The sequence below is a fragment of the Comamonas brasiliensis genome (assembly GCF_018292285.1).
In the GTDB taxonomy this organism is placed as follows: domain Bacteria; phylum Pseudomonadota; class Gammaproteobacteria; order Burkholderiales; family Burkholderiaceae_C; genus Comamonas; species Comamonas brasiliensis.
Map to the genome: position 1 here is coordinate 285700 of NZ_JAANES010000006.1, position 14137 is coordinate 299836.

Below are 14137 nucleotides of genomic sequence, written 5' to 3' on the forward strand. Positions count from 1 at the left end.
AAATTGCTGATTTCTTATTTCGACCGATCGTTTGAAACTGGAGAATGAAATGGCCAAAACTCGATATGACGAATCCCAGCTCAAGGATTTGCTGCTGCAGATGATGGAAACAGAGCTTGGCGGCGAGCAGGTCTATCGGACAGCCCTCACCTGCGCCATCAATGATGATCTGAAAGAGGAATGGGAAAAGTACCTTGAGGAGACTTTAAATCATCAAAACGTGGTGCGCACTACGTGCGAATTGCTAGGCATTGATGCAGACGAGGCAGCTCCTTCACGCGAGGTGGTAAAACATATCGGCCGGTCACTTGTAAAAGCGATGCAACTGGCGCTGGTTGACGGCAATCCGGTTGCGGCGCAACTGGTCGCATGTGAGTGTGTCGTACATGCGGAAACCAAGGATCATGCCAACTGGGAGCTTCTGGGTAAGGTCGCGGAAGTGGCTACCGGCGAAACCGGCAAGGCGTTGAAAGAAGCACATTCCCGAGTGGAAAAGGACGAAGACCATCACCTTTATCACACCAAAGGCTGGTGCCGCGAACTGGCTATAGAGAGTCTCGGTATGCCGGCAGTCCTTCCCCCACCCGAAGAAGTCAAGCAAGTCGAGACGGCTATCGGCGCTTCTCGAGCAGAGCAGCAGCGCAAGACAATGCTCTAACGGCCGACATGTCGCTTCAACGAGCGCTGAAACCTACCGCTGTGCCTCGTGCCGCAGAGGTTCTTTTGCTGGTGGATGTCATCAATCCCCTGCAATTTCCCAATGCTGCAAGCTTGGTAAGGGATGCTTCGAAGGCAGCGCTGACAATTGCCAGCCTCAAGGCAAGGCTGCGCGCTCGTGGCGTCCCTGCCATTTATGCCAACGACAACTATGGGACTTGGCACAGCGAGTTCACCAATATCCTGGCCGAATGCAGCGGGCTGTCGGGGCGTCGCGGAGTGATAGCACGGACCCTGGCACCTGCCGAAGGAGATCTGGTGATATTGAAGCCCCAGCATTCGGCTTTTCATTCCACGCCTTTGCAACATCTGCTCAATCGGATGGATGCGAAGAAATTGGTCATCGTGGGATTCGCAACAGACATGTGTGTGATGCTCAGTGCTACCGATGCACGCATGTCTGGATATGACGTCTGGGTGCCGAGTGATTGCACGGCTGCTGAAAGCCCCTCTCGGAAAGCGTATGCGTTGCAGCATCTTCGTCGGGCCTTCGATTGTTCGGTCCGGGCTTCAACCCGAACGCGCCACAGATCCTCACGTTCGTAGGGAATCAGTATGCTGGATCTTGATGTCCATCCGCTTGAACTGCTGCTACGCGCTATCGTTGTTTATGCACTGCTTCTTTTGATGATGCGGGCCACGGGACGACGTACGGTAGGACAATTCACGCCCTTTGACCTTCTGGTGGTAATGCTTGTAAGCGAGGCAGCTGGCCCGTCCATGACTGGCTCTGATCAATCCCTTCCAGGAGGACTGATTGTCTGTGTTGTGCTGATCGCATTAAACGCGTTGATTGGCTTTGTCACAGCGCGGTGGCGTGGTGCAGAGAAGCTATTGGAAGGCGAGGCCATTCTGATCGGCAGGAATGGTCAGATTTTCGATGCAGTCAGAAAAAAGCATCGGGTTTCTCAAAACGATGTGGAGAAAGCCTTGAGAGAGGCAGATTGTGAGGAGCAGGAAATACGATGTATGTTCCTGGAAGCGGACGGCAGTATCAGCATCCAGAAAATCCAGGACTGATGAAATGAAAGCTACACCAGGGCCGATGCTGCAGTGTCAATCACGGGCCAAACGACATACTTCCCAAGCAAGGCTTTGAATTTTTGACTTCCATACCGCACTCTTTACGGTGCATTTCTCGCTAGCTGTCGTGCCTGCCGTCACAAAGATACTCAGTGGCACGTTTCAGGTTGAGTCAGCCGTACAAGACGATGATAGCAATCGACCACTTCCGGCCGACATCAGAAGTTCCCAACTTAGTAGCCAGCTGACTTCTCAAGCTAAGCTCGCGTGTCGGGGTCTGCTACCTGGCACAACCGTGCACTCTCCCTACCGGCCCTCTGCAGTCGCTAAACTCAAAGATGCCAATGACGGCCAATATCTTAGAAACACTTTCGAGTGCTTTTGGCCGAAATCATGTCGTTCATTGAAGCTAAGTTGGCAGCGGCATCCGTGTGCTGTGCTCTGGCAGTTCCCATGTTGCACAGGCTGCGTCACTCTTTGCAGACTCCCTTTGCGACGTCCGCCTTGCCTGTTTGTCCGCATACATACGCAGATCAGCCTCCTTGAGCACGGTCTGTGTCGAGCTGATGGATGGATCGACCATCACAATGCCGAAGCTAGCGCCGGGATAGTCGAGGCTGCATTCAGGAAATTCATACTGCCCAATCAGCAGTGGGGCCAGGCGGCCGCGCATAGCCTCCAGGGTCTTGTCCTGATCTGCGAGGCTTGGCGGGGCAACCAGTCCAATGACGACGAACTCATCACCACCTAATCGTCCCAGCACGTCACTCTTCCGCAAACCGGTACTCATGCGTCGACCGACTTCGACAAGGAATTGGTCGCCAACCTCATGACCATAGGTGTCGTTGATCGCTTTGAAACCATCCAGATCGATGAAGGCCACCATTACCCATTGCTGCATTTGCTTCGCCTGAGCGAACAACTGGTCCAGTTGACCCAGCACATTGCGCCGGTTTGGCAGATTGGTTAGTGCATCATGATTGGCCGCGTACCACTCGTCCTGCCGTCGCTCCACCATCAGTCCAATCGCATGACCGCCAAGCAAAATGAAAAGCAGACCCACCGACGCTACCAGCCCAGCTAACCCGATGTGCTGCCTACGCATGAGTGGCAAGTGATCCAAAGTCGCCAGTGTGATCAGTTGATATTGGGTATTGGAGAGCGGTTCATGCCGCAGCAGGTAGGGCTTGCCGTCAATGATCCACTGATCTGAGCCGGTCACTGCACGCGCATCGAGCGGCTCGCCTGGCTGTTCATCACTGTCCAAAGCGTTGGTCCTTGCCGCAGCAGGCGCAGAACCTGGCGCCAGCAGCACGCTGGCGTTGCGCAGCATGAATGGCGCGGACGATGTCGTGGTTACCCGACCCTGGCGATCCAGGATCAGTGCAATGTGACTCCCGGACAGGTAGGGAACAATATCCGGGGCATCGAACTTGACCGTGACGGAACCCAGAGGTTGATCGTCCTCGCTCTCAATACGGCTAGACACGAAATAGGATGGCGTCTTGTTCAGGCGCGCGATACCGAACGAATGGCCATTGCCTTCACGCAATGCGTCGACGAGATAAGGCCGACCTGAATAGATCATTCCCACGATGCTGTCGGACTCAGCCCAGTTGCTGGCTGTGACCGTGTCGTCCGACATATTGTTCATGTAGATGCGGGCATAGCGCAGATCGCTGGACAGCTCATTCATGAAGTCACCCACTTTGCGCACCAACGGGTCTTGCGTGAATTGCGCTGCGCGCTGTTGGCGTGTGAGCTGAACCAGGCCTGGTGGATCCGTGCGATAGCGGGTGGCGAGCTGGATCACCAGTCCCTGACGTGCCACCATGTTGGCCACACTTACCATTTCGGTGAAAAGCCGATCCATGATGCGTGCGGTTGTCTTGGCTTCGTACTCAGCGCTGTCCGCCAGACGGTCCAGCTCCGACGCCACAATTCTCTGTGACATCCACCACCCGAGACTGGCCACCAAGGCCAGCCAGGCGAGCGCTCCCGCCAAAGTGGCCATGCGCACGGTGGATCGCATGGACTGTCTGTGCTGAGCTTGCTGCGGTAATGCCTTGCTCACGTACACCCTCCAGGCCGTTGTGAGCAAATGGTAACAAGTACGCCTAAAGCGAAAAGTCAGGAATAGTCATCACGCCAGCTGAGTGCAGCCGTTTCATGACAGCTACCTGCTTTCGATGCTGCTCCAGGACACGCGAGGTTCGAGGAGGCGATCCCTGGTCGACCTCAGCCTATGGCCGCCCTCGACCATGGATTGCGACACATTGGGGTGCCAAAGCGGGCTTGGCGAGGCTTAATTTTCTTGAGACCAACCAAGCTGCGTCCTCGTGCCGGACGCCTGCTTCTGCCCGTTAGCAAATCGTTTAGAAATCACCATGGCAATTCCCAGAAAAGCCCCGCCGCCATTGGCTTTCCGCGTTTCGAAACGATGCCGCGGCATCGCAAATCTATGCCCGTGCATCAGCTTTCGCATGCCGGTGGGTGCGTGCGGGCAATGCCGGTGAGAGGGCCATTGCAGTTGCTGGCATTGCGAGCGCTCAGCAGGAGCCTATGCCAGTGACTCGCTGTGGCTGATCCCGGCTTATCCGCCGGCCTCAGAGCCGGTGGCTTTGTTCGTTCGCATCGACTGCTCGAACTCTTCCAGCACCATCAATGCGGCAACGTAGGTCTCGCGTGCGTCGAACAGTAGCTCGGATTCCTGACATGCCCTTCGCAGCTCACCGGGTGTGAGCCACCCCGAGCGGCTCTCCGACTCTTTGAAAAAATGGTCGTAGCACATCGCTCTTTCCAGCATGAATTCACGCAGGCGCATAAGTGTGATTTCGTTCGACATGCCTACCCCTCCATGACCGTGTCGGGCCGCACCACATACACACGGACAACACGCCCATGAATGCGCTGCTGCTTGGAGCTCTTGCCGTCGTGGTGCGCATCCAGCAAACCCGCCAGACGCAACACCTTCAAAGCGCGGTCGAAGTCAAAGCCCTTCAGTGCCTCACGCATTCCGCCGGGGGTGAACAGGTACTCCATGCCATTGCCCACGTGCTGCCACCAGCCCGCGCGCTCGCGCACCATGGCCTGCTGGCGGTCGTCAAAGGAGCCCGTGGCATCGGAGAACCGGCTCTCGCCGTGTCGGTCGATGAAGTCGAGCACGGCCTGAGTGATCTGGTGGTGCTCGGCATTGCCCGATATCGCACCTCGCATGGATAACCAACCCTCAAAGCCCACAACCGCGGCCTTGGTCGCCTCCCCTTCGGGCCAGGTCGTGATGCCATAGCTTGTCGCCAACTCGCCGGCCAGCGCCAGTACCGCCAAGCGGGCAGCCGCTCGGGCCGGTTGCCCGTCGTCGCCTTCAAGGCTCTGCATCAAAGCAGCCTTGATCTGCTCCAGGCGCTCGGCATGGTTGCTGGTGTCGCGTGTGAGCTTTTCCAAAAAGGCTCTACCCGCTGTGCCGTAACTGCTTTGGGATGCGCGCTTGATGGCGTCGGAAAACGCAGGGCCACTGCCGTGCTGGTGCAGCTCGTCCCAGGCGCCAAAGCGCCGCTGCGCAGGGATGTCGAGCAGGCGCACGGACTGACCGGCCTTCACGCGCTGGCCGCCCTCCAGCATGCTGGTGGCAATACTGCGCTCACCGGTGCTGATGACGCTGGCGCGCCAGCGGTGGATGGCACGTGCGCCGCCCATGCGGTTGGCGCGTTGCTTGCCGCGTCCATTGCCCAGCATGTAAACCAGCTCGCCCACGTCGCGCGGGTCACACTCGCTGATTTCATCGAGCGCCAGCAGGCAATCGTTGAACAGCGCTGCCGCGCCTTCGGCCCCATTGGCCGTGGTGCGCCAGCTTCGGCGGAAGTTCTCGCCGCCCCACACACTCGCAGCTGCCAGCAGGGCGGTGGTCTTGCCGGTGGAGCTGTCGCCCACCAGGTGCACCCCGCCGGACTCGATGCCCACCAGCGCCAGCATCGGGCCGGCAAAGGCCGCACTGAGCGCCATCACCAACACCGGGTTGCCCACGGCAGACGCTGCAACACCCGCCTGCCAACTCTGCAGCGTGCCGCGCTGGGTGTATTCGTCCAAGCCTTTGGATTCGCTTTGGAAGGTCACACGCGCCGCATGAGGGCCGATGACGGTATCGGGCAAGGCAAAGGCCTTGAACTGCCCACCGGCCCAGCCGGTTTGCAGAACGGCCTCCATATGACGCGATGGCGTCTGGCTTTGCAGATAGTTCGCCAGCATATGCCGGCCTGCATTGCTCGAGTCAAGGTGTACGCCCAGACTCAGCAGCACCCCGCGCAGGTCGGCGCCATCCCCGCGCAGCATCTCCATGGGCATGGCCCACTGCCCCCACTTGCCCAGCGTATTGCGAAAGCGCAGCAGGCGGCCAAAGTTGGCGCCCGTGTTGTCAAAGGTCACGGCATCCACATGCAGCGGACTGCAGATCCACTGCTGCACCAGCGTGGGCGGACTGTCGCCCTTGTTGGGCCTGATGCCGAAGTACCAGACCCCGGGGCGGTACTTGCTGCCATCGGAGGCGGTATAGGGTTCATCGAGTACGACATAGCGAGGGCGCTCCTGCTCGGCGGGGATGGGGCACACATCCGCCAGGGCCGAGGTTTCGGCATCGGTGGTCATCATGGTGTCAGCTCCAATACTTCGGCAAAGCACGCGCGCACCGCGCCGGCACCCGCCAGGCAAAACAGGTCGTTGAAGTCGGTGGCCTGGCGCGGAGGGTCCGCGGGAAACTGCGGCACCACCACCTGGGCACCCACCACTGCCAGCGCCGCAGCGCGGGCGGCGCTCAGGCCGGGGTTGCCTTCGGTGGCGTGGTCATCGTCGGCGGCCATCAGGATCGGCAGGAGAGGGAATTTGCGGCGCAATGCCACCGCCACGGGAGTCAGGTTGCTGGTGCTCAGGGCTGCTGCCACGGCAAGGCCAGTGGCAGCGTGCACGCTGTGCATGGTCGCCATCCCCTCCCCCACCACAATCGCCGCATCGGGGCAGCCCACGCTGTGATAGCAGCCACGCACCCGGCCACCCCCCATCAAGCGCTTGCTGCCGTCGGGGGCGATGGTTTGCAGACTGTGCAGCATGCCGCTGGTATCGCGCAGGGGCACCAGCAGCAGGCAGCCGTCCACGCGCAGGTTATAGGGCGCAATTCCTTTGGTGGTCAGATAAGGATGCCGGGCAGCGGGCAATGCAGCTCTCCATCGCGCAGTTGCCGCAGCCTGGGCCTGCTGCTGGCGCTGCAGCAGTGCGGCATCCCGCAGGGCCTTGGCCGCCCTCACGCGCTGGCGCATGGCGTCGCGCTCGGCAGGGGTCAAGCTGCCCTCGGCCTTGCTGCACCAGGTCTCGGTCAGGCCGGTGCGCCAGCAGCCGAAGACCCCGGCGGGCAAGCCGTCGGCATGCAGCACATACCAGCCGGCCCAGTCACTGCGCCTGCCGGTGGGGCTGAAACGATGCAACTGCCCGTCTGCATGGATGCTGTCGGGAGGCGTCATGCCCGCAGCGGCCATGGCCTGGGCGAAGTGGTCAGCAATCATTTGCCCCTCCTTTCGCATCCATCCACTCCACCGCTGCGAGCATCACGTCGAACTTCTTGCAGACCGCGGAAAGGATATTGATAAACACACAGTTCTGATCCGGAAAGCTGCGTGTCACCACCTTGACGATGGAGGCCGCCTCCAGCCACTTGCGCTCGAACTCCAGACGATCAGTCGGCAGGCTCTGCCGCAGACGTTGGAGTTGCTCGTGCACATGCTCCACCGCGAATTCAGCGTCAATGTCCGGCGAATCCCAGTCCTCATTCAGGCTGGTGTGATTGATGGCGTCCTGCAGCGAGGCGCAGACCATGTCGACAGCCAGCACCATGGCCTGGTCCAGGGTTGGCAGTTCGCCGGCCTCGCAGGCCTTAGACGCGCAGCCCGGTGGCGTGACAGACTCCGGAACAGGGGCGGCATGGTGTTTGACCCCATGTGCTGTTGCGGCAACCATGCCCACGCGGTCCAAGTCGCCCCTCGAGTGGGTCTGGGCAGCGATATTTGGGCAAGGCTCCGCCTGCACTGCCTCACGGGCAGCGTTGTGATGCGCAGTCATGGTTTAGCCCTCCAGCGCCAGCGACAGTCCACGCAATGCGGTCAGCGCCTTGACGGCCATCAGGCGCGCACCAGGTACATCGGCGGTGGGCTGGCGCAGGTAGAACACGGCCATGTCGAGCGCTTTCTGCGCTTCGGCGTGCAATGCCAGCAGGTGGAAAGGATTGGGCGTGCCCGTGGCGGGCGTGGATGCAGCAGCGCAGCTTGCTGTAGTGGTGGACATGTTCTCGTCTCCTTCGGGATTCAAGAAAGCCACTCGCTTTGTTTCTACGCAAAGCGGGTGGAGCATGGTGGTTAGAAACACGTCCGAAGCCGTGCGGACGTCCTTACGGATAGTCCCCACCATGCCCCGTAACCGGCGGACAGACACGCTGACGCGCACCCATCCAGAAAATCTGGGCATGACAAAACCCCGCTTTTCGGTGGGGGTTGCAAACGCTTCGGAAGAGGTGTTTCTACGCACCGGGCCTTTCGGCTTGGCGCAATTTTGCCATGAGGCTTGGCGATGATGAAAGAGGGTAAACATTACACGGCCCCCTTTTCTGCCAGACGCTTGCGGCCCGCTCCGGTCAGGCGGTAGCGGCCCGGCTGGGCGGGCTGGCCGTCACAGTCCACCGTACAGATACGCTGCATCTCGATGGCGTCATAACCAAAGCGTCGGCGCAATTGGCGAACCACCGCAGGACCATTGCTGGCGCCCGCAATGCGGTCAATGGCTTCTCGGCTAATCCAGCCGCGGCAGCGCACCAGCGCCTGGGCCACACGTTTTTGGCGTGGCGTCATGCACGGGAGGCGCTGAGGGTCTCGGTCCGTGGCGCCGGCACGAGGCTGTGCGCTCTTGTGGGCCCAGGCACAATTTTTGGCTGTCATCTCTCAGCCCTCCATCACATCGCCCATGCCGAGCGCTGCGCGAATACCGGCAACCGGCCAGAACAATCGGCGTCCCACGCGCTTGGGATGCACCAACCCCGTTTCGTTGCAGGCCCAGATCCTGAGCGTGCCGGGCTTGCGCAGAAGGTAGTGAGCGGCCTGCTGCGTATCCACAAAAGGCGTGGTCACCGTCTCCAAGGGAGGAAACACAGTGCCCGCAGATGCGGCCTCGGGCCGCTTGGAAAGCGTCTTTGCAGTCATTCGAAGCACCTTTCTTACCTGTGTAAGTTGATCGATGCTTATTAATGCTAGGGAGACGTTTTTGAGCGCTTTGGCACCTAGCGACAAAGATCCAAATATGTCGGTGCAGATGGACGAAAAACTGCTGCAGAGCACTCCATCAAGAGTGTCAGCGCAGGCAATCTGCATCCTTTTTTATAGCTGCAAATGCCGATGGTGAAAGCGTCTTGATGGATTCGACATTGCGCCCGGCCCCTTGCTTGCGCCCTGTTGCCTATGTGCGACATGGCTACTGCTCGATACCCCTCGATCCCGGGATGAACCTGAGATGAATGCCGCATTCAGGCTCGCTTCACATTGGCTTTCGAACAATGCAGACCGGAGCCCTCCCTGTCTTTGCATTCTTTAAGGAGCCATTTCATGAGTGCCATCTTCAGTGGACTGCCTGCCCTTGTGCCCTGCTGGCATTCGCTGCCGTCTCTCCGTTATGGGCGTGCCAAGCCTGCAGCGTCGTCCTTGAACCTTTACTTGTTCGACGGAAAACAGACATCACGGATGCCGTGTTAGCTTCATCCTCATGAATCCAGAACCAGTTCGACGACGAGCTGCCGTGATGAACGCGTTACAGGCATCTACGCCTGCGCAGTGCCGGCTTGCGCATTCTTTCGCTGCTGGAGTCGAACGCATTGGAGTACTTTCGTGCGCCGTTCCATTCTTCTTGTCCTGACTTCCTTCGTTGTGATCTGGGCCGTCGAGGCTTTTTGGCTATCCCCTTCCCCGCCCGGCCATGTGCTGTGGGTGCTACGTCAGGAAGGCATGTTGCTGACCGGCATTCTGGCGCTCGGGTCCATGACGGCCGTTATGGTCCTGGCATTGCGTCCTCGCTGGGTCGAGTCGCCGCTGGGCGGCATGGATAAAGCTTACCGTCTGCACAAGTGGCTGGGTATCCTTGCCATTGTGCTGAGCTTGGCACACTGGCTCGCCAAGCAATCCAAATCCATGATCGCCACCACCATCGGCACCTCTGGCCGATTGGCCAAAGTTCCTGCGCCTGAGTGGGTCGGTCTGCTCAAGCCCTATGCCAAAACCCTGGGCGAATGGACCTTCTATGCACTGATCCTGATGCTGGCCATCACGCTGGCGCGACGCATGGTGCCCTACAGGCGATGGTATTGGCTGCACCGATTCATGCCCCTGGCATACCTCATCTTGGTGTTCCATGGAGTGGTGCTGACCCCTCCCGGGTACTGGGGTGGACTAGGCGGGTGGCTGCTGGCGTCGACAATGGCTCTCGGCGTCGTGGCCGCAGTGCTGCAAGTGGTGCGTGACCTGCGGCCAGCCTTTCCCCATGCAGGCACCGTGCTTTCGTGCACCCAACTCGGCGACGTGCTGGAACTGCAATGCCGCATGGAGGGTTCCTGGCCCGGCCATGCAGCGGGGCAGTTCGCCTTTCTGCGCCTGGCAGGGGAGCACGAGGCCCATCCGTTCACGCTGTCCGAAGCCGGGCAGCAAGACCAAATCGTGCGCTTTCACATCAAGCAACTGGGTGACTGGACACGCGGCCTCCCTCAGAGGCTAACGCCAGGTTGCGCGGTGGAGCTCGACGGCCCTTATGGACGCTTTCTTCCTCCCGACCACGACGATGGGGCAGTACATGTCTGGATTGGTGCCGGAGTGGGAGCAACCCCGTTTCTCTCCTGGCTCGGCCAGCTCCATCATGAAGGCCATGCGCCACAGGCCTGGCTCCAATATGCCTGCCAGCATGCGAATGATCCGCTTGCCAAATCTTTGGAACGGGCTGCTGCCCGTCATCCAGATGTACGCCTGGACATCTTTGCCGACGGCCGTCGTTGGACGCCCAAAGAGGTGCTTAAACGCTGTCAACCCGACAAGCAGCTGCAAGTCTGGTTCTGTGGCCCCGCAGCCATGGGCAAGCAACTGGAGCAGGCACTCAGGCAATCGTTGCCTGCGTCTGACTGGCAATTGCACAGGGAACACTTCGAGTTTCGTTGATCTGGCCTGCTTCATAGACCGAGCTTTGCTGGGTCTCAGTACCCCAGACAACCTGAGCGATTAGCGATGGTCGGCTGCCTCAGCCTCATGACAGTCAGCTTCCTAGCATAGCCATGAACTCAGCATCTCTGCCAGAAGCAGTCGTCCAGCGCGTGGCAGCGAGCAGCCGGCCCAGGCTGATTTGAGTCAGTCGCAATCCTGTGCCTGAATGGCTGCAAACGCCAACACCTGTCGTCGAACGCCGCTATCCTGATTGGCCGCTTCGCCTCCGGAGCCGGCAGTTCCCTGCCTACTGGCTCAAGCGACCGCTTGTCCGCCCTGCGAAGGCTTCTGCCGACCTTTATCGAAGACACGTCTGAAGCGCCGCCATGCATGCTTCAAAGCTTGCCCTTGGGGAGGGACTGTCGAAGCACGGGGAGCAGGTCTAATATGTGTTCGGGCGGAATCTTGGCTGTGCCGTTGTTGGCTAAGTGGACAGACAAGCTCTTGCCCCCTAGGGTCATCCTGACTTGTATCTTTTCCAAGGTGTACTTCTTTCCACCGACTAAGCTGTCAATTGCTTCTCGGACATCCCTGTCGCCCTTCAGCAGAATCTTCCCTGTGATCCCGTCTTCCAAAGCGACACCAGACACTTGAAGAGAGTCAACCACAATCTTCTGTCCTGTGATTTTTTGGAAAGATGTCACCCAGTCAAGAAGGCTCGCAGTAATTGGGGAGACAACCAAGTTGAAGTTGCAAGCTTGAAGTAGCTTGTTCACGAACTCCTTGATGCTGCGCTGACCATCTCTCAGTTCAATGTATGGAAACTGAGCAAAGAGGGTGAAGCCTGTTGATCGGTAGCCAATCCTTTCAATAACTTCTTCTTTGCCAAAGGGGTCTGAATTGAGTTCCTGATAGGTGTATTTTTCAATGTACCTGCCTTCAATAAAGTCATCCCTTACTCGCTCAATAGCAAAGCCATCCATGCTGTCTTCACAGAACGGCATAGCTTTGAGCTTACTGCCAATCGTCCTTATTGAAGAGGGCCACTGAGCATTGAGCCATCTAATCCTGTTCATGCAGGACCTCCTTGGGCTCCAGCATCAATCTGAGCCTTCTTCCGAAGTGCTTTGATCGCGCTCGCGGCTGTGTCTTCGATGACGCTCAGGTACTTCTCTCTGTCCTCGATGTCCACCGGCCTGATGGTCTTGGTGTACTGCTTGTCAACGACGTTGTAAGCCCCTCGGACAAAGTACTTGAACCCCTTTCCAAGGATTGGTTCTTCAAAGGCTGCTTCAAACTCGATCGTTGGATAGGGATGCTTCGCCAGCATTGAGCGCCAGATAATGGACGTGATGAAGAAGCCTTTCTTGGCAAGACTCTGGTACTCCTCAGACGCAAGCAAAGTCTCACCTTTGAGAGCAACTTTCTTCACCAGTGCAAGAGCTTCTTGCTTGGCCTCCTCGCTCTCTTGATCGTCCTCAAGCTGAAGTTCTCCTTCCTCGGGCTCATGCTTCAACCGCTCAACCTTGACGCTGGTGACGTTCTTCAATGAGAAGCCGCTGAGGTCACTGATGAGTATCGTGAAGAACTCAGTTCGAAGGGCTGGGGACTCGAACTCTCCGATCTCGATTCGAATTGCTGGAATCTCGGTCTTCCGCTTGGCATCTAGCTTGTCCTTGAGCTTGCCAAAAATGCCCTTGACTCGGTCATTCGCTGGCATGCGAATGACTGTCTTGTTGTTCTCTATGTGGAACTCAATGCCAGCTTCCTTGGGTGTTCGCTGAATGAGTCGAGTTTTCCCATAATCGATATCGGAATACTTAACCGTGGCAACGACCTGGTCGTTGCCCTTGGCATGGTGAGTCACCTTCTCGTCGGGTGGCGAATCTGCGGTGTACTCCTTCAAGACTTCCTTGATCTCTTCGATGGTCAGGGCTTCTGGTAAGGTGACTGACGTCAGCTTCTCCTGCCGTCCTTGATGCTCACGTTGCTCAAGCAAAGTGTTGAGATCATGGTAGTCGTGAGGCAAAAGTGAGATTGCACCGATCAGGTCTTCTCGGCTGTCTTTGGGCGAGAAGAAGATTCCCCTGTCCTTGGCGAGTTCAAGAAGAACCTTTTCGCTGATCTTCTGTTTTGCTGACATCAAGGCATCGTAGATTTCCTTGTCAGTCGCACAGTATTGGAGTGTGCTGTTGATCATTGCCGTGACAACTCCTTATCGCAAAAGTCAGTGCGTACATCTTCAAGCTTTCCGATGTCTATTACATCAAGAAGCGTCTTGAACTCCTCTCCACCGTCATAGCCTTCGATGTATTGGTCCTTCGCCTTATCGAAGTTAGCAGAAGAATTAGGATGAGGGTCAAGAATTCTGATCGTCACCTCATGCCCAGCTTCAATAACATGATGATGAGTCAGGTACTCAATGAGATACAAGAATTCATCAACGGTGTGGCCTCGTTTTCTCATGAAGACCACAAATCCCTTTTGATTGTTCTTCTTGGGGTGAACGTAGGAAAGAATAATCCAAGGTGCGGTGAGCATTTCCAAGGTGGCTGCCTTGGCATGTTCAGGCTGAACATTCTTTTTCCTGATGAGGGGTGGGTAGAAAAATTTGCAGAAATTTCGCTCTGGCAAGAGTCCTGATCCACCTCTCAAGTGAATGATTTCATGGTGGACATTGTTCAACCAAAAGATGTCGTGAGGGCCAAACACAACAATTTTTGCCCCCTTGGGAATATCTAGGTCTTCACTCTTCACCTTATCAAGGATCTTGGAGAAGTCCTTGTCATATTCCTTATCGTGGTTGTAGACAAAGAGCATTCCTTGGATGTTCGGGGAAACATCTTGGTGAATGAAGGTATCACTGAACTCTTGGCTAACTTCAGCGCAAGTCAGGGCTTTGGCCAAGCTTTCAATGGCCTCCCGGATTGCTCCAACTGTGATGGAACCTTTGGCATAACTCTTGAGGTCACAGTTCACATAGGTTCTTGACTGTGAATAGGGCTCGTCGTACCAAAAGACAACATCAGAAGGATGAGTCTTAACCTCATGCTTCTCCTCATTCTCACAAGGCCAGTTGATGTTGGTGTGTTTCATCCTGCCCCAAAGGAATTCATTGAAAATCCCTTTGGAGAGCTTTTCCGCCATCTTGGCTATGTTTATTGTTTCAGCCATGATTCCTTGAGTGTTGA

15 protein-coding genes are annotated in these 14137 nt (G+C 57.4%); 4 read left to right on the forward strand and 11 right to left on the reverse strand.

Annotated features, from left to right (window positions below; translation table 11 throughout):
* Nucleotides 1–49 precede the first annotated feature (49 nt).
* The 3 genes from DJFAAGMI_RS22180 to DJFAAGMI_RS22190 are packed head-to-tail and all read left to right on the forward strand — an operon-like array spanning nucleotide 50 to nucleotide 1737.
* Complete coding sequence (locus DJFAAGMI_RS22180) at nucleotides 50–658, forward strand: hypothetical protein (protein WP_211459200.1); 609 nt, start codon at nucleotides 50–52, stop codon at nucleotides 656–658.
* A gap of 8 nt (nucleotides 659–666) precedes the next feature.
* Nucleotides 667–1263: a cysteine hydrolase family protein gene (locus DJFAAGMI_RS22185; protein WP_211459201.1), complete on the forward strand. Its 597-nt coding sequence runs from the start codon at nucleotides 667–669 to the stop codon at nucleotides 1261–1263.
* 9 nt (nucleotides 1264–1272) lie between these two features.
* A complete protein-coding gene (locus DJFAAGMI_RS22190) occupies nucleotides 1273–1737 on the forward strand; it encodes a DUF421 domain-containing protein (protein ID WP_211459202.1) in 465 nt (154 codons plus the stop codon).
* A gap of 412 nt (nucleotides 1738–2149) precedes the next feature.
* Here the strand turns inward: DJFAAGMI_RS22190 and DJFAAGMI_RS22195 are convergent, their stop codons facing one another.
* From DJFAAGMI_RS22195 to DJFAAGMI_RS22230, 8 genes are all read right to left on the reverse strand, one after another.
* Entirely contained in the window at nucleotides 2150–3772 is a 1623-nt protein-coding gene (locus DJFAAGMI_RS22195) for a sensor domain-containing diguanylate cyclase (RefSeq protein WP_211459207.1), read from the reverse strand.
* Between the two features lie 561 nt (nucleotides 3773–4333).
* Nucleotides 4334–4585: a hypothetical protein gene (locus DJFAAGMI_RS22200; RefSeq protein WP_211459208.1), complete on the reverse strand. Its 252-nt coding sequence runs from the start codon at nucleotides 4583–4585 to the stop codon at nucleotides 4334–4336.
* Nucleotides 4586–4587: 2 nt separating this feature from the next.
* The gene (locus tag DJFAAGMI_RS22205) at nucleotides 4588–6384 is read right to left on the reverse strand and encodes a DUF927 domain-containing protein (protein WP_211459209.1); all 1797 of its coding nucleotides are present in this window, start codon (nucleotides 6382–6384) and stop codon (nucleotides 4588–4590) included.
* Nucleotides 6381–7289 (reverse strand): toprim domain-containing protein, encoded by a 909-nt coding sequence (locus tag DJFAAGMI_RS22210; protein ID WP_211459210.1) that lies wholly within the window; start codon nucleotides 7287–7289, stop codon nucleotides 6381–6383. The genes DJFAAGMI_RS22205 and DJFAAGMI_RS22210 overlap by 4 nt, the downstream gene beginning before the upstream one ends.
* Complete coding sequence (locus DJFAAGMI_RS22215) at nucleotides 7279–7755, reverse strand: hypothetical protein (protein ID WP_211459211.1); 477 nt, start codon at nucleotides 7753–7755, stop codon at nucleotides 7279–7281. Before DJFAAGMI_RS22215 ends, DJFAAGMI_RS22210 begins: the two co-directional genes overlap by 11 nt.
* Before the next feature lie 90 nt (nucleotides 7756–7845).
* Nucleotides 7846–8064 (reverse strand): hypothetical protein, encoded by a 219-nt coding sequence (locus DJFAAGMI_RS22220; protein ID WP_211459347.1) that lies wholly within the window; start codon nucleotides 8062–8064, stop codon nucleotides 7846–7848.
* A gap of 302 nt (nucleotides 8065–8366) precedes the next feature.
* A complete protein-coding gene (locus tag DJFAAGMI_RS22225; protein WP_211459213.1) occupies nucleotides 8367–8624 on the reverse strand; it encodes a hypothetical protein in 258 nt (85 codons plus the stop codon).
* Nucleotides 8625–8714: 90 nt separating this feature from the next.
* Complete coding sequence (locus DJFAAGMI_RS22230) at nucleotides 8715–8972, reverse strand: hypothetical protein (RefSeq protein WP_211459216.1); 258 nt, start codon at nucleotides 8970–8972, stop codon at nucleotides 8715–8717.
* 678 nt (nucleotides 8973–9650) lie between these two features.
* On the opposite strand from DJFAAGMI_RS22230, the gene DJFAAGMI_RS22235 reads away from it, so the two are divergent.
* Nucleotides 9651–10964, forward strand: a complete 1314-nt coding sequence (locus tag DJFAAGMI_RS22235; RefSeq protein ID WP_211459217.1) for a ferredoxin reductase family protein — start codon at nucleotides 9651–9653, stop codon at nucleotides 10962–10964.
* 377 nt (nucleotides 10965–11341) lie between these two features.
* Here the strand turns inward: DJFAAGMI_RS22235 and DJFAAGMI_RS22240 are convergent, their stop codons facing one another.
* Genes DJFAAGMI_RS22240 through DJFAAGMI_RS22250 form a run of 3 tightly spaced genes read right to left on the reverse strand, consistent with a single transcriptional unit; the run spans nucleotide 11342 to nucleotide 14120 of the window.
* Nucleotides 11342–12022, reverse strand: coding sequence for a hypothetical protein (locus DJFAAGMI_RS22240; protein ID WP_211459219.1), 681 nt, complete (start codon nucleotides 12020–12022; stop codon nucleotides 11342–11344).
* Nucleotides 12019–13146: a hypothetical protein gene (locus DJFAAGMI_RS22245; protein WP_211459226.1), complete on the reverse strand. Its 1128-nt coding sequence runs from the start codon at nucleotides 13144–13146 to the stop codon at nucleotides 12019–12021. The genes DJFAAGMI_RS22240 and DJFAAGMI_RS22245 overlap by 4 nt, the downstream gene beginning before the upstream one ends.
* Entirely contained in the window at nucleotides 13143–14120 is a 978-nt protein-coding gene (locus tag DJFAAGMI_RS22250; protein WP_211459228.1) for a PD-(D/E)XK nuclease domain-containing protein, read from the reverse strand. The genes DJFAAGMI_RS22245 and DJFAAGMI_RS22250 overlap by 4 nt, the downstream gene beginning before the upstream one ends.
* Nucleotides 14121–14137 lie beyond the last annotated feature (17 nt).

Excerpts from the sequence above, each read along its gene's own strand:
- DJFAAGMI_RS22180 (WP_211459200.1), top strand. The coding sequence starts at position 50 with ATGGCCAAAACTCGATATGACGAATCCCAGCTCAAGGATTTGCTGCTG.
- DJFAAGMI_RS22185 (WP_211459201.1), top strand. The coding sequence starts at position 667 with ATGTCGCTTCAACGAGCGCTGAAACCTACCGCTGTGCCTCGTGCCGCA.
- DJFAAGMI_RS22190 (WP_211459202.1), top strand. The coding sequence starts at position 1,273 with ATGCTGGATCTTGATGTCCATCCGCTTGAACTGCTGCTACGCGCTATC.
- DJFAAGMI_RS22195 (WP_211459207.1), bottom strand. The coding sequence starts at position 3,772 with ATGCGATCCACCGTGCGCATGGCCACTTTGGCGGGAGCGCTCGCCTGG.
- DJFAAGMI_RS22200 (WP_211459208.1), bottom strand. The coding sequence starts at position 4,585 with ATGTCGAACGAAATCACACTTATGCGCCTGCGTGAATTCATGCTGGAA.
- DJFAAGMI_RS22205 (WP_211459209.1), bottom strand. The coding sequence starts at position 6,384 with ATGATGACCACCGATGCCGAAACCTCGGCCCTGGCGGATGTGTGCCCC.
- DJFAAGMI_RS22210 (WP_211459210.1), bottom strand. The coding sequence starts at position 7,289 with ATGATTGCTGACCACTTCGCCCAGGCCATGGCCGCTGCGGGCATGACG.
- DJFAAGMI_RS22220 (WP_211459347.1), bottom strand. The coding sequence starts at position 8,064 with ATGTCCACCACTACAGCAAGCTGCGCTGCTGCATCCACGCCCGCCACG.
- DJFAAGMI_RS22225 (WP_211459213.1), bottom strand. The coding sequence starts at position 8,624 with ATGACGCCACGCCAAAAACGTGTGGCCCAGGCGCTGGTGCGCTGCCGC.
- DJFAAGMI_RS22230 (WP_211459216.1), bottom strand. The coding sequence starts at position 8,972 with ATGACTGCAAAGACGCTTTCCAAGCGGCCCGAGGCCGCATCTGCGGGC.
- DJFAAGMI_RS22240 (WP_211459219.1), bottom strand. The coding sequence starts at position 12,022 with ATGAACAGGATTAGATGGCTCAATGCTCAGTGGCCCTCTTCAATAAGG.
- DJFAAGMI_RS22245 (WP_211459226.1), bottom strand. The coding sequence starts at position 13,146 with ATGATCAACAGCACACTCCAATACTGTGCGACTGACAAGGAAATCTAC.
- DJFAAGMI_RS22250 (WP_211459228.1), bottom strand. The coding sequence starts at position 14,120 with ATGGCTGAAACAATAAACATAGCCAAGATGGCGGAAAAGCTCTCCAAA.